The 17,788-nt window shown below is 62.8% G+C and carries 19 protein-coding genes; 6 read left to right on the forward strand and 13 right to left on the reverse strand.

Annotation, left to right across the window (positions count from 1 at the left end):
* Positions 1–50: 50 nt before the first annotated feature.
* From HCN58_RS25180 to HCN58_RS25210, 6 genes are all read right to left on the reverse strand, one after another.
* Complete coding sequence (locus tag HCN58_RS25180; protein WP_171582071.1) at positions 51–815, reverse strand: slipin family protein; 765 nt, start codon at positions 813–815, stop codon at positions 51–53.
* On the reverse strand, positions 815–2,218 hold the full coding sequence (locus HCN58_RS25185) for an NfeD family protein (protein ID WP_171582072.1): 1,404 nt from the start codon (positions 2,216–2,218) through the stop codon (positions 815–817). Before HCN58_RS25185 ends, HCN58_RS25180 begins: the two co-directional genes overlap by 1 nt.
* Before the next feature lie 85 nt (positions 2,219–2,303).
* Complete coding sequence (locus tag HCN58_RS25190) at positions 2,304–3,404, reverse strand: dihydrolipoamide acetyltransferase family protein (protein WP_171582073.1); 1,101 nt, start codon at positions 3,402–3,404, stop codon at positions 2,304–2,306.
* A 19-nt stretch (positions 3,405–3,423) separates the two neighbouring features.
* Positions 3,424–4,404, reverse strand: a complete 981-nt coding sequence (locus tag HCN58_RS25195) for an alpha-ketoacid dehydrogenase subunit beta (protein ID WP_171582074.1) — start codon at positions 4,402–4,404, stop codon at positions 3,424–3,426.
* Entirely contained in the window at positions 4,397–5,482 is a 1,086-nt protein-coding gene (gene pdhA / locus HCN58_RS25200; RefSeq protein WP_171582192.1) for a pyruvate dehydrogenase (acetyl-transferring) E1 component subunit alpha, read from the reverse strand. Before pdhA ends, HCN58_RS25195 begins: the two co-directional genes overlap by 8 nt.
* A 464-nt stretch (positions 5,483–5,946) precedes the next feature.
* A complete protein-coding gene (locus HCN58_RS25210) occupies positions 5,947–6,813 on the reverse strand; it encodes a cell envelope integrity EipB family protein (RefSeq protein WP_171582076.1) in 867 nt (288 codons plus the stop codon).
* Positions 6,814–7,066: 253 nt separating this feature from the next.
* On the opposite strand from HCN58_RS25210, the gene HCN58_RS25215 reads away from it, so the two are divergent.
* The 4 genes from HCN58_RS25215 to HCN58_RS25230 all read left to right on the forward strand — a co-directional run bounded on the left by HCN58_RS25215 (position 7,067) and on the right by HCN58_RS25230 (position 10,121).
* Positions 7,067–7,534, forward strand: coding sequence for a RidA family protein (locus HCN58_RS25215; protein WP_171582077.1), 468 nt, complete (start codon positions 7,067–7,069; stop codon positions 7,532–7,534).
* A gap of 12 nt (positions 7,535–7,546) precedes the next feature.
* On the forward strand, positions 7,547–8,299 hold the full coding sequence (locus HCN58_RS25220) for a glycerophosphodiester phosphodiesterase family protein (RefSeq protein ID WP_171582078.1): 753 nt from the start codon (positions 7,547–7,549) through the stop codon (positions 8,297–8,299).
* Positions 8,300–8,406: 107 nt separating this feature from the next.
* A complete protein-coding gene (locus HCN58_RS25225; protein ID WP_171582079.1) occupies positions 8,407–9,645 on the forward strand; it encodes a GNAT family N-acetyltransferase in 1,239 nt (412 codons plus the stop codon).
* A gap of 53 nt (positions 9,646–9,698) precedes the next feature.
* Positions 9,699–10,121 carry an HIT domain-containing protein gene (locus tag HCN58_RS25230; protein ID WP_171582080.1) on the forward strand — a complete coding sequence of 141 codons (423 nt, stop codon included), beginning with the start codon at positions 9,699–9,701 and terminating at the stop codon, positions 10,119–10,121.
* Positions 10,122–10,263: 142 nt separating this feature from the next.
* Here HCN58_RS25230 and tsaA read toward each other — a convergent pair whose 3' ends face one another.
* The 6 genes from tsaA to HCN58_RS25260 all read right to left on the reverse strand — a co-directional run bounded on the left by tsaA (position 10,264) and on the right by HCN58_RS25260 (position 14,189).
* A complete protein-coding gene (tsaA, locus tag HCN58_RS25235) occupies positions 10,264–10,755 on the reverse strand; it encodes a tRNA (N6-threonylcarbamoyladenosine(37)-N6)-methyltransferase TrmO (RefSeq protein ID WP_171582081.1) in 492 nt (163 codons plus the stop codon).
* A 3-nt stretch (positions 10,756–10,758) separates the two neighbouring features.
* Entirely contained in the window at positions 10,759–11,730 is a 972-nt protein-coding gene (locus tag HCN58_RS25240) for a Bug family tripartite tricarboxylate transporter substrate binding protein (RefSeq protein ID WP_171582082.1), read from the reverse strand.
* A 57-nt stretch (positions 11,731–11,787) separates the two neighbouring features.
* Positions 11,788–12,132, reverse strand: coding sequence for a branched-chain amino acid transport AzlD family protein (locus HCN58_RS25245; RefSeq protein ID WP_171582083.1), 345 nt, complete (start codon positions 12,130–12,132; stop codon positions 11,788–11,790).
* Positions 12,129–12,872: an AzlC family ABC transporter permease gene (locus tag HCN58_RS25250; RefSeq protein WP_171582084.1), complete on the reverse strand. Its 744-nt coding sequence runs from the start codon at positions 12,870–12,872 to the stop codon at positions 12,129–12,131. Before HCN58_RS25250 ends, HCN58_RS25245 begins: the two co-directional genes overlap by 4 nt.
* A gap of 271 nt (positions 12,873–13,143) precedes the next feature.
* Complete coding sequence (locus HCN58_RS25255) at positions 13,144–13,407, reverse strand: hypothetical protein (protein ID WP_171582085.1); 264 nt, start codon at positions 13,405–13,407, stop codon at positions 13,144–13,146.
* Complete coding sequence (locus HCN58_RS25260) at positions 13,407–14,189, reverse strand: lytic transglycosylase domain-containing protein (protein WP_235983881.1); 783 nt, start codon at positions 14,187–14,189, stop codon at positions 13,407–13,409. The genes HCN58_RS25255 and HCN58_RS25260 overlap by 1 nt, the downstream gene beginning before the upstream one ends.
* Positions 14,190–14,583: 394 nt before the next feature.
* Here HCN58_RS25260 and HCN58_RS25265 point away from each other — a divergent pair, with 394 nt between their 5' ends.
* Both HCN58_RS25265 and HCN58_RS25270 read left to right on the forward strand, forming a co-directional pair.
* Positions 14,584–14,940 (forward strand): PilZ domain-containing protein, encoded by a 357-nt coding sequence (locus HCN58_RS25265; protein ID WP_171582087.1) that lies wholly within the window; start codon positions 14,584–14,586, stop codon positions 14,938–14,940.
* 84 nt (positions 14,941–15,024) lie between these two features.
* The gene (locus HCN58_RS25270; protein WP_171582088.1) at positions 15,025–15,210 is read left to right on the forward strand and encodes a DUF1737 domain-containing protein; all 186 of its coding nucleotides are present in this window, start codon (positions 15,025–15,027) and stop codon (positions 15,208–15,210) included.
* 60 nt (positions 15,211–15,270) lie between these two features.
* Here the strand turns inward: HCN58_RS25270 and clpA are convergent, their stop codons facing one another.
* Positions 15,271–17,682, reverse strand: coding sequence for an ATP-dependent Clp protease ATP-binding subunit ClpA (gene clpA, locus HCN58_RS25275; RefSeq protein WP_171582089.1), 2,412 nt, complete (start codon positions 17,680–17,682; stop codon positions 15,271–15,273).
* Positions 17,683–17,788 lie beyond the last annotated feature (106 nt).

The following is a 17,788-nucleotide window of genomic DNA, read 5'->3' on the forward strand; positions in this document are numbered from 1 at the left end:
TTGGCCATTCGGGCGGCACGCGATGGGCTTGTTGCCGGCAACGATCAAAATCACGTCGCTTCGCTTCGCCGCCCGGTCACGTGGCCGAGCAAATCCATCGGCAGCGGAAACACCACGGTCGAGGATCGCTCGCCGGCAATGTCGTGCAGCGCCGCGAAATAGCGCAGTTGCATCGCCTGAGGCTCCCGCGCCAGCGTTCGGCCGGCCTCGACCAGCTTCTCGGCGGCTTGCTGCTCGCCCATCGCATTGATCACTTTGGCGCGCCGCAACCGCTCCGCTTCGGCCTGCTTGGCAATCGCGCGCACCATGGTTTCGTTGAGATCGACATCCTTGATCTCAACGGTGGTGACCTTGATACCCCAGACATCGGTCTGCTGGTCGAGGATTTCCTGGACATCGGCATTAAGTCGGTCGCGTTCGGCAAGCATCTCGTCTAGCTCGTGCTTGCCAAGCACCGAGCGCAGCGTGGTCTGCGCCAATTGGCTGGTCGCGGCCATGTAATCGCCGACCTTGATGATCGCGCGCTCGGGATCGATGATGCGGAAGTAGAGAACGGCATTGACCTTGACCGAAACATTGTCGCGCGAAATCACATCCTGCGGCGGCACGACCTGTACCATCACCCGGAGATCGACCTTCACCATCTGCTGCACGACCGGAATCAAGATGATGAAGCCCGGACCTTTCACACCGGTGAAGCGGCCGAGTGTGAACACGACGCCTCGCTCGTATTCCCGCAGGATGCGAATGGCCGAGGACAGAAACAGGACCACGACCAAAGCGAGCGTTCCATAAGTCAAATAATCCAGCATCATCACGTACCTCCTTCGCGGGCGGTCAGCACCGGACGGCGCCGCACCACCAGCGTCAAATCCACGATATTGGCTACCTCGACCACCTCTCCGGGTTTGAAGGCTTCGGTACCGCGCGCCTGCCAGCGCTCACCCTGGGTGAAGACGTGACCTTCGCTCTCGGACCAGTCGAGGATTTCGGCGGACAGGCCGCGCATGGCTTGCGCGCCGAGCCGTACGGGGCCCTTTCGAGCACGTCGAAGCGAGCCGAGGACAACCAGAATCAGGCCGATGAAGATCGCGGCCGCGATGCCGATCACCGGCCATGACAGCCGGAATCCGGGCTCTTCGATCTCGAACAGCATCACTGCTCCGAGTACGAATGCGATGATGCCGCCGAGACCGAGAACCACGGTCGGGTTGAAGGCTTCAATGACCAGGAGCGTGATCCCTAACAGGATCAGGCCGAGGCCCGCATAGTTGATGGGCAGCATATTGAGCGCATAAAGACCCAACAGCAGACAGATCGTGCCGATCACCCCGGGCGCGACCGCACCGGGCGAGGAAAGTTCAAAAATCAGCCCGTAGATGCCGACCAGCGTCAGAATGAAGGCAATGTTGGGATCGGTGATCACCCTGAGAAATCGTGAGATCCATCCGGGATCGATCGCTTCACGCGCCGCGTTGCTGGTCGCCAGATGCCGCGTATCGCCACCCGCAATCTCGACCGCGCGACCATCGATCTGCCTGAGCAGTTCGGCCTGATCGCGTGCGATGAGGTCGATGACTTTGTCCTGCAATGCGGCATTGGCGGAAAGACTGGCGGCCTCCCGCACCGCCTTTTCCGCCCAATCGGCATTGCGGCCGCGCAACTCGGCAAGACTGCGGATCAAGGCGACGGCGTCGTTGGTCGCCTTCGCCGTCATGGAATCCTTCGTCTTCGGCTTCTGATCGCTGCCGTCCTTTTTGTCCTTATCGTTCTTGTCAGGGGTAGTGTCCGGCAGACCCGGCAGCGGGCCGCCGATCTGCACCGGCGTCGCCGCTCCGAGATTGGTGCCCGGCGCCATGGCCGCGATATGCGTAGCATAAAGGATATAGGTTCCGGCACTTGCCGCATGGGCTCCGGAGGGTGCAACGTAACCGACGACGGGAACGCGCGACGCCAGCACGTCTGTGATGATTTCGCGCATGCTGGTTGAGAGACCGCCCGGCGTATTCATGCGCAGAACGACAACCTCGGCGTGTCGTTCGCTCGCCTTGGTCAGCGCGTCTTTTACGTAACGGGCCGTCGCCGGCCCGATTGCTCCGTCGACCGAGATGGTCAGCGCAAGCTTGCCGTCGTTCTCCCCTGCCGAGGCGACAAGGGGAGAGGTAGCCAGAGCTACCGCGGCAGCGACCGCAGCAAGAGTCGCCTGTACGTTCTGCACAGCAAGGACTCCCTTATCGAAATGATATGGAGGTATCCTCGTCGAATCTCAATACGCCCATGTGGGGCCCTGCGCACCGGCTGTCTCACGAAAACTGCTCAAGGTCGGCTTTGAGCGCTACCAAGAAGCGAGCGGCTTCACCGCCGGTTACGACGCGATGGTCAAAGGTGAGCGACAACGGCAGCACGCGCCTCACCGCCGGCTGACCCCGATATGCGACAACTCCCTGGGTAATACGGCCGGCGCCTATGATCGCCACTTGCGGCGGTACCACGATCAGGCTGGCAAAGCGGCCTCCGATCATCCCGAAGTTCGACAGCGTAATCGTCGCTCCGCGCAATTCTCCCGGAGGTATCGAGCGCGCGACGGCGTCTGCCCGCATCCGGTCGAGCCCGCTTCGCAAATCTGATACGTCCCGTTCTGCGACGTTGCGCAACACGGGAACGATAAGGCCGCCCCCGGTATCGACCGCGATGCCGAGATCGACGCGGTCGATCAGACGCCGTTCACCCGCGCCGGAATTGTACCAGGCATTGAGCGCAGGCTCGGCCTTGCAGGCGACAGCGATCGCGCGCACCAGTCGGATTGTCACATCCTCACCGGTTCGCCAATCGTCGATATCTGCTTCATCGGTGACACCCGCAGGGACGATTTCGTCATGAGCCGCCGTCATGCGTTGAGCCATCGTGCGCCGCAAACCGCGCAAGGGTTCGGCAGGTCCGCTTTGGGACAAACTCTTGGCAGCCCGTTCCACATCCGCACGCGTGATGGTGCCGCCGGGCCCTGTGGCTTCGACGAGATCGAGATCGACGTCGAGCTTGCGTGCGAGCGCACGTACCGCCGGAAAAACCTGACCTTTCTCTCCGGCCGTTCGCCTGGAAAGTGTTGCTGCTGCGGTCGGTCGCTCGCTAGGGCCAAGTTCGCCGACAATCGTACCGGTGTCCTGCTCAGGGCCTTCGGCAAACTCGACGAGCGGCGCGCCAACCTTGATCACGTCTCCCTTGGCACCGAACAGGTGCAGGATGCGTCCGCTCGACGGCGACGGCACCTCGACGACGGCCTTGTCGGTCTCGACCGAAACCAGTGGCTGATCGGTAACAACGTGGTCGCCCTCGTTGACATACCAGTTGACGATCTCCGCCTCTTCGAGGCCCTCTCCCAGATCCGGCAATACGAACTGGCGCATGGGATAAGTCCGCTGGCAATCAACTGAACTGGCACGCCTGGCGCGCGGCCGTCACGATACGATCAACCGATGGCATAAACTGCTGCTCGAGCCGCGCCATCGGAATGACCGTGTCGTAGCCGGTGACGCGAGCCACGGGCGCGAGCAGCGAGGTCAGGCTGCGCTCGGCGATCAGCGCGGCGATCTCGGCTCCGAAACCGCCCGTGCGTGTCGCCTCGTGCACAATGACGCAACGCCCGGTTTTTGCGACTGAACCGAGCACCGTGATTTCATCGTAGGGCTTGAGCGTGGCGAGATCGACGACCTCGGCGGCGATGCCGTCAGCAGCCAGCGCGTCGGCCGCGGCCATGGTTTCCTTCACCATCGCACCCCAGCTGATCAGCGTGACGTCGCGGCCTCCCCGCAGGACAAAGGCGACATCCAGCGGCAAGGCTTGACCGTTGTCTTCCACCTCGCCTTTCGCCGCGCGGTAGATGCGGGTGGGCTCCAGAAACACCACCGGATCGGGATCGCGGATCGCTGCGAGCAGCAGTCCGTATGCGCGCTCCGGCGACGAGGGAATGACAACGCGCAAGCCAGGGATATGGGCGAGCATCGCCTCGGTGCTTTCGGAATGATGCTCGGGCGCGCGAATGCCGGCGCCATGCGGCGTGCGCAGAACCATTGGGCAGGTGAGCCGCCCCTGGGTGCGGTTGCGGATTCGGGAGGCGTGATTCACCAGTTGATCAATGCAGGGATACAGAAATCCCATGAATTGGATCTCGCCTATGGGCTTCAACCCCTGCGCCGCCATGCCGACGCAGAGTCCGCTGATCAGGAGTTCGGCAAGCGGCGTGTCAAGGACACGCTCCGGGCCGAAACGCGTTTGCAGCCCGATGGTCGCGCGGAACACGCCGCCATTGATGCCGACATCTTCGCCTAGCACGACGACATCAGGATCATCTTCCATCGCGCGGGCGAGCGCCAGATTGACGGCTTCGACCAACGTCATTTCAGCCATCGCCCTCACCTTCGAGTTCGCGGCGCTGCGCGGCATAGACGCCGGGCAGATCGGCATAGAGATGATCGAACATGGTTTCGGGTCGGCGTGGCTCCGTTGCCAGGTAGCGCTCGACCGCCGCCTCGACGCGCTCATGGCATTCCGCGGCGAGCTGTTCCTCCTGCGCCTTGCTCCACATTTTATTGCCGACGAGATAGTTCCTCAGGCGCGCAATCGGCTCTTCCTTCCAGCGGGCCTGGACTTCGTCGGCCGAACGATAGCGTAACGCATCATCGGAGGTCGTATGATCGCCGAGCCGGTAGGTGACCGCCTCGATGAAGCGCGGTCCCTGGCCCTCACGGGCGGCGGCAATGGCCGCTTCGGCCGCGGCGCGTATCGCCACAACATCGCTGCCGTCCACCTGCTCGCCGATGAAGCCGGCGGCGATGGCTTTCTGCGCCAGTGTTTCGCAACCGGTCTGTAGGCGTAATGGGACGGAAATAGCCCATTGATTGTTGGTGGCGACGAACACGACGGGCAATTTGTGCACCCCGGCAAAATTCATCGCTTCGTAGACATCACCCTTCGAAGTGGCGCCATCGCCGAACATGCATACGGCTACACGCGGCTGCTTGCGCAGCTTGAAGGCATAGGCAACGCCGGCGGCATGCGGCGCCTGCGATCCCACGGGAACGCAAAACGGGAAATCTTCGACCGGTCCGGAGAAGCGATTGCCCCGCTCGTCCCCTCCCCAGAACAGCAGAATTTCCTCCAGCCTGACGCCACGCCAGATCAGCGCGCCATTGTCGCGATAGGAGGGCAACAGGACGTCCTCTGCGCGCATCGCACTGGCTATCCCGACCGACACCGCCTCCTGGCCGAGCGAAACGGCGTAGGTCCCGAGCCGGCCGGTGCGCTGCAAAGCGACAGCCTTCCGGTCAAAGTTGCGCAGCAGCATCATCGCCCGATACAGCGCGGTGAGGAGGTCGGCATCGGAGGCGAATGCAGGGAGCGGCCGGTTAATCGAGCCGTCTGGCGCGAGGTAATTGCGGTGGCGCACCTCAAAGCGCGCGATAACCGGAAGCCCGCCGTCTGGCATTTTTTTGCTGGCCACGTCCTCGCTCCCAGAGCGATTCTGCATCCCACAATTCGTAATTGGTGTTGGGCCGAAACAATACAAGAGTGGGCGAGCAACTCGCGCATTGTCGTTGCTGCACTGCGGGCTTGCGCGATCAACGTTCACCCGCGTGGAAACGGCACCCCATCAGTGGTATAGCAAGGCATGGCAATTGGTCAGGTTGTCCTCGTAACGACTGAACCGTTGGGAGGCGGTTCACCCGTTCGCTCGGTCTACTATGTGGCTGAACAGGATCCGGCAAAGGCCGAGGCAATTATCGCCGCAATGATGGCCCCGAACGAAAGAGTCGAAGCCTGGGGACCGCTTCCGGAACCAGCAGTCAAGGCGCTCGGATTGAAGCCCGGCGACTTCACGCGCGGATGACGTCAAGCAAAGCTTGGGACGCCCACGCGCGGTCTCCGGGCGCGACCGTCTCGAGCGTGCCGTCACTTACACGGCTTGGAATCCCTCACGTCGAACCGGCCCATCGCGCCGGCAATCACAAAATCGTTGTAGTCGAGCACCAGCGCGCGGGAGACGCCGTTCTCGAACAATTCGAACGACATCGCGTAAACCGGCGTCTGCTCGCCTTCCTTCGCCTTGGCGTCGCGGTCGTAATAGCTCACGGTCACGGGCCAGCGGGTCAGCGTCTTCATCTGGTCGTTGTCGGTGGAAGGATCGGGCGATGCGATGCTGAGGGTGCCCGGAATCGGCTTCCCGATCACCGTGAGCGTATTATAGACTTTCTCGCCATTGTCTGAGCCGTCATAGACCATCAGCTCCAGCACCGATTTGCCCGCGCGCGCGGCGGCGATGATGTGCTGGATCTGCTCGGTCGGGAACACAACCTTGCCGTCGAGCTCGAATGTCTTCGTAACCGGTTGTTTCAGCTTGACCGTGATGCGGTCGCCGACCCGTTCCGCCACACCGTCCACCGGCGCGGAGTCGGTATCGTTCATGCGCGTGTCGATCTTGAAACGATAGCTCTTGCCGTCAGCGTCTTCCCAGGAATGCGAGCGCAGATCGCTCAGCGTCATCCGGCCCTCGCCGCTGTCGAGCTCCGAGACCTGGCGAAATTCGGAGGTGTAGCCCTCACACGCGCTTCCCGAGAAATTGTAGAGTATGCGCCCACGTGCGCCATTGATCGCGTTCGATCCACGCGATTTGACCAGCTTCAGCTCATAGAGGGCCTGATGGGCGAGAAATGGCCCGCTGGCACCCGCCAACGCCGGGTCCTTTGCGATGCCTGAGAGCAAAATGGCCGCAGCCGAAAACACCAAAGCACGAACCGGAATCGGGAACGAGCTAGCCATGTCCTGTTTTTTCCTCGAGGAGATTCGACTACATTAGTGACGGGCCCATTGCGTCGCAACTAGGGCAGCGCCACGAAAACGCAAGAATTCGAGGCTGAAGCACCCTGTTTTTTTGGCATTTTCGGGCACGATCCGCCTCGATCGCCGTGCTGGACGCAGCTCCGCCGTCGCTTGCAAGATAAAGCGCGATGCGCGAAACAATGCGCGCCTGACCGCGGGTCAGGAACGGTCACATCGAGCGGGGACGGAGAACATGGCGGGTACGGTCGAACAGAAGCTGGCGGCACAAGGCATCGTCCTGAACGAGCCGCGCACCCCCATGGCGAACTATGTCGGCTTCGTGCGCTCGGGCAACCTGCTGTTCGTCTCCGGCCAGGTGTGCGCCAACGCGGAAGGCAAGCTGATCGCCAAGGGCAAGCTCGGGGCCGGCGTCACCATCGAACAGGGCTACGCCGCGGCGCAGGGATGCGGCGTCAACCTGCTGGCGCAGGTCAAGGCCGCGCTCGGCGATCTCGACAAAGTGGTCCGCGTGGTCAGGCTCGGCGGCTTCATCAATTCCGCGCCTGATTTCCTCGACGGACCCAAAGTGCTCAACGGCACGTCAGACCTCATGGTCACCGCATTCGGCGATAAGGGCCGGCACGCCCGCACCACCGTCGGGGTCGCTTCGCTACCCTCGGATGCCGCCGTCGAGGTCGACGCGATCTTCGAAGTGTCCTGAGCGAGTTTGCCTGTGCGTGCGCCGGACTGGCTGACGGCACGGCCGGTCGCTCATCGCGGCCTGCATGATATTTCGCGCGGCATCGTCGAAAATATGCCGGCAGCCGCGCGGGCCGCCGTGGACGGCAATTTCGCCATCGAATGCGACATCCAGCTTTCGTCGGATGGCGAGGCGATGGTCCATCACGACAACGCGCTCGGCCGCCTCACCGAGGGTTCGGGCGCGTTGCTTGGCAAGACCGCGGCCGAACTCCAGGCGGTGAATTTCAAGAATACGCAGGAGCGGATGATGACGCTCGGCGATCTCTGCGCGCTGGTCGCCGGCCGCGTGCCGCTGGTGATCGAGGTGAAAAGCCATTTTGACGGCGATCGCCGGCTGGTGAAACGGATGGCGGAGGTGCTCGCCTCCTATGATGGCCCGGCGGTCGGCATGTCCTTTGATCCGGATCAGGTGGTGGCGTTGCGCGACCTGATCCCCGGCCGCGCCCGCGGCATCGTCGCCGAGCACGACTATACCGCCGAGGAGTGGCCGGAAGCATCAGTGGAACAGCGCCGCGGCATGACGCATCTGCGCCACGCCTTCCGCACCCGGCCGCATTTCGTTGCCTATTGGGTGAACGCGTTGCCCGCGGCAGCCCCCTGGATCGCCCGCAATGTCTTCGGCCTGCCGCTCCTGACCTGGACGGTGCGCACACAGGAGCAGCGCGTGCGCGCCGCGCGCCACGCCGACCAGATGATCTTCGAGGGGTTCCTGCCGGGAACCTGATACGCGCCGCGCACCTTGAACTCGTCAGCCTGATGCACGATCTTGAGGGTGCGTTGGTCACCATGCGCGATGGCTGATCGCAAGATGGGACCGGTTTGAATTTCTAGATGGCGTCATCCGAAATCACCCTCGAAGCCGTCCCCTCCGTCAGCGACATCAAGGCTGCGGATTGGAACGCCTGCGCCAATCCGGCGGGCGACCCGAACGGCCTCGAAAACCTGGACACACTAGCTGCCCGGAACGGCTCCTGCGCGGTTTCAAAGCCCACCTATAACCCCTTCGTTTCCCACGGATTTTTCACAGCCGCCGAAGCCTCCGGCTCGGCCTGCGCCCGCACTGGCTGGGGTGCGCGGCATCTGCTTGCACGGCTCAATGGCGAAATTGTCGGCATCGTGCCCTGCTATCTGAAAACGCACTCGCAAGGCGAATATGTCTTCGACCGTGGCTGGGCGGATGCCTATGAGCGCGCCGGCGGACGATATTACCCCAAACTGCAGGTCTCGGTGCCGTTCACGCCCGCAACGGGCCCGCGGCTGTTGATCCGCGAGGGCGTGAACCGCGAGCAGATCGGCTCGGCGCTGGCACGCGGACTGATGGCGCTGTGCAACGCGACCAATGCTTCCTCCGTGCACGTGACCTTTGCCCGCGAGGCGGAAGCGAAATTTTTAGGGCAGCACGGCTTCCTGCTACGGAACGACCAGCAGTTTCACTGGCACAATGAGGCCTACGGCAGTTTTGAGGATTTTCTGAACTCGCTGAACTCGCGTCACCGCAAGGCGATCAGGCGCGAGCGGCGCGAGGCGGTTGCCGCCGGCGTCACGATCCACCGCCTGACCGGAGCAGATATCACCGAGGACGCCTGGGACGCATTCTTCGCATTCTACATGGAGACCGGCTCGCGCAAATGGGGCCGCCCCTATCTCACGCGAAAATTCTTCTCGCTGATCGGCGAGAGCATGAGCCGTGACGTGCTCCTGGTGATGGCCAAACGCAACGGCCGCTGGGTCGCGGGCGCCATCAATTTCATCGGCTCCGACACGCTGTTCGGCCGCAACTGGGGCGCGGTCGAGCATCACCCGTTCCTGCATTTTGAGGTCTGCTACTATCAGGCGATCGATTTTGCGATCGAGCGCGGCTTGAAGGTCGTCGAGGCCGGCGCGCAAGGCGAACACAAACTGGCGCGCGGCTACCTGCCGCAAACCACCTACTCCGCGCACTTCATCGCCGACCCCGACCTGCGCCGCGCGATCGCCGACTATCTGAAGCGCGAGCGCGCCTATGTGGCCGAGGTCGGACGCGAGCTGACCGAGGCCGGCCCGTTCCGCAAGGCCGCTGACGAGGCTTGACCCGGTTGAACTAGCGACATGAGATTTGAGATCAAACCTTGAGGGAAGAAGCCATGCCCGCCTATGACACCAACAACCCCTTTGCAAAAATCCTGCGCGGCGAGTTTCCCTGCCACAAGGTCTACGAGGACGACCACGTGCTGGCGTTCCTCGACATCATGCCGCGTTCGCCCGGCCATACGCTGGTGATCCCGAAGGTTCCTGCCCGCAACATCCTCGACATCGCGCCCGATGACTACGCCCATGTCGCGCGCGCCGCCCACAAGATCGCCGCCGCCGCGATGAAGGCCTTCAACGCCGACGGCATCACCGTTCAGCAGTTCAACGAGCCCGCCGGGGGCCAGGTCGTGTTCCACCTGCACATGCACGTGATGCCGCGCCATGACGGCGTGGCGCTACTGCCGCCCGCAAGCCGCAAGGAAGACGTGAAGGTGCTGGAAGACAATGCGACGAAGCTGATGGCGGCGCTGGGGTAGATTTCCGCTATGTAGCCCGGATGGAGCAAAGCGCAATCCGGGAACATTCGCGATGCTTGTAACACCGGCCCCGGATTTCGCGGAGCCACTCATCGGGCGCGCATTCGTGCGACCCGTTGGCTCCATCCGGGCTACGCAGGTCTTACTCCCCCTCCACATCACCGCTCTTTTCCTGCGCCAGCGGCGAGAACTCGCAGCGGTCCGGCTTGACATCGAGCAGCGGCGTCTCGTCGAGACAGTCGAGGCCGCGCACCAGAATCGTGTTGCCCTCGACGGCGACGAACTTCACGATCGAGGTGCCGATCGGATTGGGCCGCACCGGCGAGCGCAGCGAGAATGTGCCGCGGGTTTTCTGGTTGTTCTTCGGGCTCTGCAGCACCAGGTCACGGCGCGATTGGTGCAGCCAGTAGACCACTTCGAGATTTTCATAGAAATCGACGCCCTTGATCGCGGGCACCCAAGGCTCGAAAATCTCGAGCCGGCAGACCGGGCCGTCGTGGCGGCCCTGCCGCGGCGTCTCCAGCCGCGACTTCCAAGGCGTGCGGATACGGCCGATGAACACGAGGCCCGCATCGCGAGCCGGCGGCATATCGACGGTAACTTCGCCCTCGCGGAGTTTGGTTTTCTGAGTCATGGCCTAATCCAGTGAGATATTGAGGGCCTTTATCACGCCCGCCCACCGCGCGCGATCGGTTGCAACGAAACTGTCGATCTCGGCCTGGCCTTTGGGCCGCAGCGGCGGGAAACCGACCTTGTCGAGCGAAGCGCGGAATGCATCATCGTTCAGCGCCTTGTTCAGACTGGTGGTGAGTTTCTGCGCAATATCGTCGGGCAGTTTGGCCGGCGCGGAGACGCCATACCAGACACTGACGCCATAATCCGGATAGCCGCTTTCGGTCATGGTCGGCACATCAGGCAAGTCAGGGATGCGCTGCGCCGAGCTGACGGCCAGCGGCCGCAGCAATCCGCCTTTGACCGGTGGCAATGCGGTGCCGAGCGTATCGAACATCAACTGGATGTTGCCGGACAAGAGATCGGTCAAGGCCGGCCCCGCGCCCTTGTAGGCAACATGAACCATGTCGACGCCGGCCATCTGCTTGAACATCTCGCCTGCGAGATGAATGGTGCCACCGGTGCCGGCCGATCCGAAATTCAGCTTGCCCGGATGTTGCTTGGCATAGGCGACGAACTCCGCAACGGTCTTGGCGGGCACCGAAGGATGCACCTCCATCACCACAGGCAGGTCTGTGACCAGTGCGAGCAGGCGGAAATCCTTCACCGGATCATAAGGCAGTTTCTTGTAGAGCATCGGATTGAGCACGAAGATCGACGCCGCCGTGAAGAACAGCGTATAACCGTCAGGCTCGGAGCGCGCCGCGGCTTCGGCGCCGATCGCGCCCTGCGCGCCGGCTTTGTTCTCGACCACCACCGTCTGCTTCAGGTCGCGGGCAAGATATTCGCCGACCATGCGGCCGAGCACATCGGTCGGGCCGCCCGCGGCATACGGTACGACCAGTTTGATCGGCCGCACCGGATATTCCGCCGCATGCGCCTGCGGCGCGGCGCAGACGAGGCTGCAGGCCAGCGCCGACAATTTCAGCCAGTTCATTGTGTTTCCTCGACGTTTCTTATGGCCGGACAGTAGCGGATTATCGACCGCCTGCAATCAACCGAGCCACCATTTTCCGGTGAGCAAGACGACCTCGCCGCAGACCACGCCGGCAAAGATCGAGCGCCGCGTCAGCATGAACGTTGCAAAGCCCGCAGCCACAGCGCCGTAACGCAGCCCGTCCGGAACACCGGCCAGTGCGCCCGGCGGCTGCACCAGGATTTGAGCGATGACGCCGGCGAGGATCGCGGTCGCCACCGCCCTCACCCACACCAGGACTTCCGACCCCTCGTCGACGCCGGCGCCGAACCACAGCCCCGCCATGCGCCAGATCTCGTTGGGCAGGAAACCCGCAAGAACGAGGACCAACAGCGCGTGCGGGCTGCCGAAAAACTCGCTCATGCGCGCGCCCTCTCCCGCCACCAGTGGACGCCGTAGGCAATGCTGCCAGCCGTGACGCCACTGATCAGGATATCGACGCCGGTATGCAGCATCGACACCAACGGAAACAGCCCGAGGCCAAGCACCAGCGCCAGCACGTCGGATATCTGCCGGCAGTTGCGCGCCGTCGAAAGCAGAAACGCCAGCGGCGTCAATAGCAGGATCGCCGCCGCAAACAGCGGCGGCAGCTTGGCGGCAAGCTCGTAGCCGAGCGTGGTGGCGACCATGCAGACCGTGACAAGCCCGCAGCCGAGGCCGTGCGTGAACGCAATGCGCCGCTCGCGCGGCACTTTTGGCAACAGCCGATAGCATTCCACCCACAGCGTCACGGCGATGAAATGCGTTACCAGTACGAGATGACTGCGCCTGGTCTTCGGCGTCTTCATCAGCGGCAGCACCGACACCACCATTGGAAACAGCCGGATCGCGCTTACCGTCACCGCAATCGCCGCCTGCACCGCGGTCGCGCCGGAGCCGAGCGTCGAAATCAGGATGATCTGCGCCGGACCAGCCCAAACCAGCAATGTGCTGCCGAGCACCCATCCCAGGCTGAAATGGCTGTCATGGGCCAGCGCTCCGATGCCGAGATAGGTCGCAAACAGCACCAGCGTTAGCACGGTGGATGCGACCGAACTCATGCCCCACGCGAACGCGCGGATGGGGCTTTTCCATTGGGGAGAGTCAAGTGGAGGCAGCGCCACGGATGACCGGCTGGAAGTTTGAGTCGTCGCGGGGCATAGGGCTGGCGAATGCGGGGCGCGTCAAGCAAGCGCCGGTCAGGGCGGCTATGCAATTGGCGGCGGCGATGCCCGGCAGACTTCGCCAAACGCGATAATCCACTACGCAAGTAGCTCAGATTGACAAAGGACGATCGCCAATTGTTTTTTGGACATCGCTTCGCTTGTCCGGGCTACGAGGTAGCCAATCCTTGGTTCATCAATCATCGCTCGACAAACCTTCGGGCTCACAGGCTCATTGATTTCGGGCGTCGCCAGACAAAGAGAAACGTGGCGATGAATTGTTCGAAGCCGGTTTCGCAAAAACCTCGTCGCTTTGAAGTTCAACGAGATTGGCCGAAGCGGTCAGTTCGTCCGCCCGGATCCTTCCTTCCAGCACGGCCGCAAGGGCGTTTCGGAGCGTACGGCGATAAACCAAGACCTCCGCGACGCCGGGGTGCTTAGCCAAAGCGTCCCGGAATTCATCGATCAAATCACTGCTCGCGATCAGTTCGACCATTACACCCTGTTTCTTAAGACAAAGCACGCCCCGCCGGCCTTGCGGATGCGGTTGCAGAGGTCGTCGGCCTCGCCGCGTGTGTCGGCGCCGAAGCGCACCTGGTAGAACGTCGCCGGGCCGCGGCTGCGCAGGCGCGAGGTGAGGATAGAGGGATCGCGATTGCCGATCACGCTCGAAAGGCGCGAGACCGCGCGGCCATACATCGCGAGCGCCTTGTCGCGGGAAAAGCCGGCGGCGAGCTGCACGCCCCATTGCTTGGCGGCGGCGAGCGTCACGCGCTGCTCCAGCCCGGCGATAAAGGGATTGGGCGCCTGTTTCAAGAGCGCCATCAATTCGCGGCAGCTCGATGCCGGCATTCGTTCGGGCTGTTTACCGCCCCTTCCCGCCTTCGCCCAATCCTCCACCGTGAAGCCGGTGATGGCGAGCACATAGTTGCGCGTCTCCTGCGGCATAGGACCGGTGCCGGCAAGCCACTCCTGCACCCGACGCGGGCCGGCATTGTAGGCCGCCGCCGCGAGCCCGAGATTGCCGAACTGCTCGCGCAGCTCGGCCAGGAACTCCGCTGATTTCGGCAGCGCCTGCACGGGATTGTAGGGATCGAGCAGGCCGCGTTCGTTCGCCGTTCCCGGCATGAATTGCGCAATGCCCCGCGCGCGCTGGCCACTTCGCGTGACCGGCCCGACCGCGTCGGAGCGGAAGCGGCTTTCCTGCCAGATCACGCGCGCGAAAAATTCCAGCGGCAGCTTCGACTCCCGCGCCGCGGATTCGATCATCAGGCACATCGCTTCCCGTGCGTCACTCTCGCGCGCAGATGCTCCCGCCTTTGGAATCGCTGCCGCGCTCGAGCGGGTAGCCTCGCCGGCGTCCTCCGCGAAGGCGGTCGTCAAAGAGGACAAGAGCGACACCGTGCAGCATAGCGCGCGAAGAAATCGATCTCGTTGCATGGCTATTCGCACTCCGAGAGCGCATGGCAATCAAAACGTCAGTTAACGATTATGGCTTGCAGGTGGATCCGCCGCTGGCTGCGGCACGCTGCCGTATTTGCGCTGCAATTGCTCCGAAATCCGCGTCATTGGAGCTGCGTTAATTTACGTTAACGCCGCATTTTGCGACGTACGGACTTTTACGGGCAACAAAGCGCGGTAAAAGTCACCTCACTTTGTTGGGAGACTGTCAATGCAGGAACGGCGCGAGAGCGTGCGCGACAAGGTGATATATGGCGGCGTCGCCGAGATTGGCGATCGCGGCGCAACGCGCGAATGCATCGTCCGCAACATCTCCGATCGCGGCGCGACCATCGAATTCAGCAATGACGTCCAGTTGCCGAAGGAGCAGCTCTCGCTGCGCATCGTGCGCAAGGGCCGCTCCTTCCTCGCCAAGGTGATCTGGTGGCGCGACAATTTCGTCGGCGTCGCATTCAGGGCGGAAAGCCCGGCCGAATCCGTCTCCGATCTCGGGGAGCGGCTGCGCAGAAGCGAGATCAAAAAGCGGCAGCTCCAGCGCCGGATCGACGAACTGCTCAGCGAGCGCTGAGCGCCCGCTGGAGCCCCACAAGTAACGCAACATCCCACGGCGCCGCAGCCGCCCTTCATTCGGCCACCCGTATGGTTGAAAACCATGTCTCCAAAACCGCCAAATGATCTGCCCGTATATCGCCTCCTGACCGGCAAGGACGATGCTTCGTTCTGCCGACGTGTTTCAGAGGCCATTGAGCTCGGATACGTGCTGTACGGCTCGCCTTCCCTAATATTCAACGGTGAACACGTCGTGGCCGCCCAGGCGGTGGTCTGGCCGGGCAGCTAGGCATCAAAAAGCCGGCGGGTCTTGCGACACGCCGGCTCTTCGTTAGAGATTTGAGGCCGCCTAAACCTTGACCAGCGGACCCTTCGAGGCCGGCCCCTTGGAGCCGCCGCCCCCGTTGGGGCCGCCCGACTTCGGCTTGCGCTTGCGCGCCACCGGCAGCTTTTCCGGCTTCGGCGTGACCGGCCCCTCGATGAACTCGAAGCCGATCTTGTCCTTGGTTTCCGCACTCGCCTCGTCCTTGACCAGCACGACGCGGACATGGCCGCCGCCCTTGAGCTGACCAAACAGCACCTCGTCGGCGAGCGGCTTCTTGATGTGCTCCTGGATCACGCGCGCCATCGGCCGCGCACCCATCTGCTCGTCATAGCCATGCTCGATCAGCCAAGCCTTGGCGGGCTCCGACAGCTCGATGGTGACGTCGCGGTCGGCGAGCTGCGCCTCGAGTTGCAGCACGAATTTCTCGACCACCATGCCGATGACATCGGCGTTGAGATGGGCGAACGAGACGATCGCGTCCAGCCGGTTGCGGAATTCCGGCGCGAACTGGCGGTTGATCGCCTCATGATCGTCGCCTTCCCGTTTGTTGCGCGTGAAGCCAAAGGCCTGGCGCGCAAGATCGGCCGCGCCCGCATTCGTGGTCATGATCAGGATCACGTTGCGGAAATTGACCTGCTTGCCATTGTGGTCGGTGAGCCGGCCGTGGTCCATGATCTGCAGCAGCACGTTGTAGAGATCCGGATGCGCCTTCTCGATTTCGTCGAGCAGCACCACGCAATGTGGATGCTGGTCGACGCCGTCGGTCAGGAGGCCGCCTTGGTCGAAACCGACATAGCCGGGAGGCGCGCCGATCAGTCGCGACACCGTGTGCCGCTCCATGTATTCGGACATGTCGAAGCGCAGCAGCTCGACACCGAGCGAGGCCGCAAGCTGCTTTGCCACTTCGGTCTTGCCGACGCCGGTCGGGCCGGAGAACAGGTATGAGCCGATCGGCTTTTCCGGCTCGCGCAGGCCAGCGCGCGCCAGCTTGATCGAGGCCGACAGCGACTCGATCGCCTTGTCCTGCCCGAACACCACGCGCTTCAAGGTCTGCTCGAGATGCTTCAGCACCTCGGCATCGTTCTTCGACACGCTCTTGGGCGGAATCCGCGCCATGGTCGCGATTGTGGTCTCGATTTCCTTGATGCCGATCGTCTTCTTGCGCCGGTTCTCGGCGACCAGCATCTGCGCCGCGCCCGACTCGTCGATCACGTCGATCGCCTTGTCCGGCAGTTTGCGGTCGTGGATGTAGCGCGACGACAATTGCACCGCCGCCTCGATCGCCTCATTGGTGTATTTCAGCCGGTGATAATCCTCGAAATAAGGCTTCAACCCCTTCAGGATTGCGATCGCATCTTCCACCGTCGGCTCGTTGACGTCGATCTTCTGGAACCGGCGCACCAGCGCGCGGTCCTTCTCGAAATGCTGACGGTACTCCTTGTAGGTCGTCGAACCCATGCAGCGGATCGTGCCGGAAGCCAGCGCCGGCTTCAGCAGGTTGGACGCATCCATCGCGCCGCCGGAAGTGGCGCCGGCGCCGATCACGGTGTGAATTTCATCGATGAAGAGGATGGCGTTCGGATGGGCCTCCAGTTCCTTGAGCACCTGCTTTAACCGTTCCTCGAAATCGCCGCGGTAGCGCGTGCCGGCGAGCAGCGTGCCCATGTCGAGCGAGAACACGGTGGCGGCCGCCAGCACTTCCGGCACTTCGGAATCGACGATCCGCTTAGCAAGCCCCTCCGCGATCGCGGTCTTGCCGACACCGGCCTCGCCGACGAACAGCGGATTGTTCTTCTGGCGGCGGCACAGCACCTGGATCGCGCGGTTGATCTCGGCATTGCGTCCGATCACCGGATCGATCTTGCCGTCCCGCGCCTTCTTGTTGAGGTTGACGCAATAGGTTTCGAGCGCTTCGCCCTTCTTCTTGGCGTCCTCGTTGCCCTTGGTCTCGGTCTCCTCGTCGACGCCGCGCACTGGGCGTGCCTCGGAGACGCCCGGCCGCTTGGCGATGCCGTGGCTGATATAGTTGACCGCATCGTACCGCGTCATGTCCTGCTCCTGCAGGAAATAGGCGGCGTGACTTTCGCGCTCCGCGAAAATCGCGATCAGCACGTTGGCGCCGGTCACTTCCTCGCGACCGGAGGACTGGACGTGAATCACTGCGCGCTGGATCACGCGCTGGAAGCCGGCGGTCGGCTTGGCGTCGTCGGCACCATCGGTCACGAGATTCTCGAATTCGGTCTCGAGATAATTGACGAGGCTCGTGCGCAGCTTGTCGAGATCGACGCTGCAGGCGCGCATCACCGCAGCCGCATCCGAGTCATCGATCAGCGACAGCAGAAGATGTTCGAGCGTCGCATATTGGTGATGGCGCTCGTTTGCAATCGCCAATGCACGATGCAGGGATTGTTCAAGGCTTTGGGAAAAAGTTGGCATTCGCGTCCTCTATGGCCCCCGGTCATCATGATCGCCATTACCCGGTCAGGCAACAACAACCTTCGTCATCCCCTGTCATATAGTTACACACGATCGTGGCGAAAGA

The organism is Bradyrhizobium australiense (assembly GCF_013114825.1).
GTDB lineage: Bacteria > Pseudomonadota > Alphaproteobacteria > Rhizobiales > Xanthobacteraceae > Bradyrhizobium > Bradyrhizobium australiense.

Excerpts from the sequence above, each read along its gene's own strand:
- HCN58_RS25230 (WP_171582080.1), top strand. The coding sequence starts at position 9,699 with ATGCCCGCCTATGACACCAACAACCCCTTTGCAAAAATCCTGCGCGGC.
- HCN58_RS25190 (WP_171582073.1), bottom strand. The coding sequence starts at position 3,404 with ATGCGCCAGTTCGTATTGCCGGATCTGGGAGAGGGCCTCGAAGAGGCG.
- HCN58_RS25265 (WP_171582087.1), top strand. The coding sequence starts at position 14,584 with ATGCAGGAACGGCGCGAGAGCGTGCGCGACAAGGTGATATATGGCGGC.
- HCN58_RS25225 (WP_171582079.1), top strand. The coding sequence starts at position 8,407 with ATGGCGTCATCCGAAATCACCCTCGAAGCCGTCCCCTCCGTCAGCGAC.
- HCN58_RS25215 (WP_171582077.1), top strand. The coding sequence starts at position 7,067 with ATGGCGGGTACGGTCGAACAGAAGCTGGCGGCACAAGGCATCGTCCTG.
- HCN58_RS25255 (WP_171582085.1), bottom strand. The coding sequence starts at position 13,407 with ATGGTCGAACTGATCGCGAGCAGTGATTTGATCGATGAATTCCGGGAC.
- HCN58_RS25240 (WP_171582082.1), bottom strand. The coding sequence starts at position 11,730 with ATGAACTGGCTGAAATTGTCGGCGCTGGCCTGCAGCCTCGTCTGCGCC.
- HCN58_RS25245 (WP_171582083.1), bottom strand. The coding sequence starts at position 12,132 with ATGAGCGAGTTTTTCGGCAGCCCGCACGCGCTGTTGGTCCTCGTTCTT.
- HCN58_RS25260 (WP_235983881.1), bottom strand. The coding sequence starts at position 14,189 with ATGTGCCTGATGATCGAATCCGCGGCGCGGGAGTCGAAGCTGCCGCTG.
- HCN58_RS25270 (WP_171582088.1), top strand. The coding sequence starts at position 15,025 with ATGTCTCCAAAACCGCCAAATGATCTGCCCGTATATCGCCTCCTGACC.
- tsaA (WP_171582081.1), bottom strand. The coding sequence starts at position 10,755 with ATGACTCAGAAAACCAAACTCCGCGAGGGCGAAGTTACCGTCGATATG.
- HCN58_RS25195 (WP_171582074.1), bottom strand. The coding sequence starts at position 4,404 with ATGGCTGAAATGACGTTGGTCGAAGCCGTCAATCTGGCGCTCGCCCGC.
- HCN58_RS25210 (WP_171582076.1), bottom strand. The coding sequence starts at position 6,813 with ATGGCTAGCTCGTTCCCGATTCCGGTTCGTGCTTTGGTGTTTTCGGCT.
- HCN58_RS25180 (WP_171582071.1), bottom strand. The coding sequence starts at position 815 with ATGATGCTGGATTATTTGACTTATGGAACGCTCGCTTTGGTCGTGGTC.
- clpA (WP_171582089.1), bottom strand. The coding sequence starts at position 17,682 with ATGCCAACTTTTTCCCAAAGCCTTGAACAATCCCTGCATCGTGCATTG.
- pdhA (WP_171582192.1), bottom strand. The coding sequence starts at position 5,482 with ATGCCAGACGGCGGGCTTCCGGTTATCGCGCGCTTTGAGGTGCGCCAC.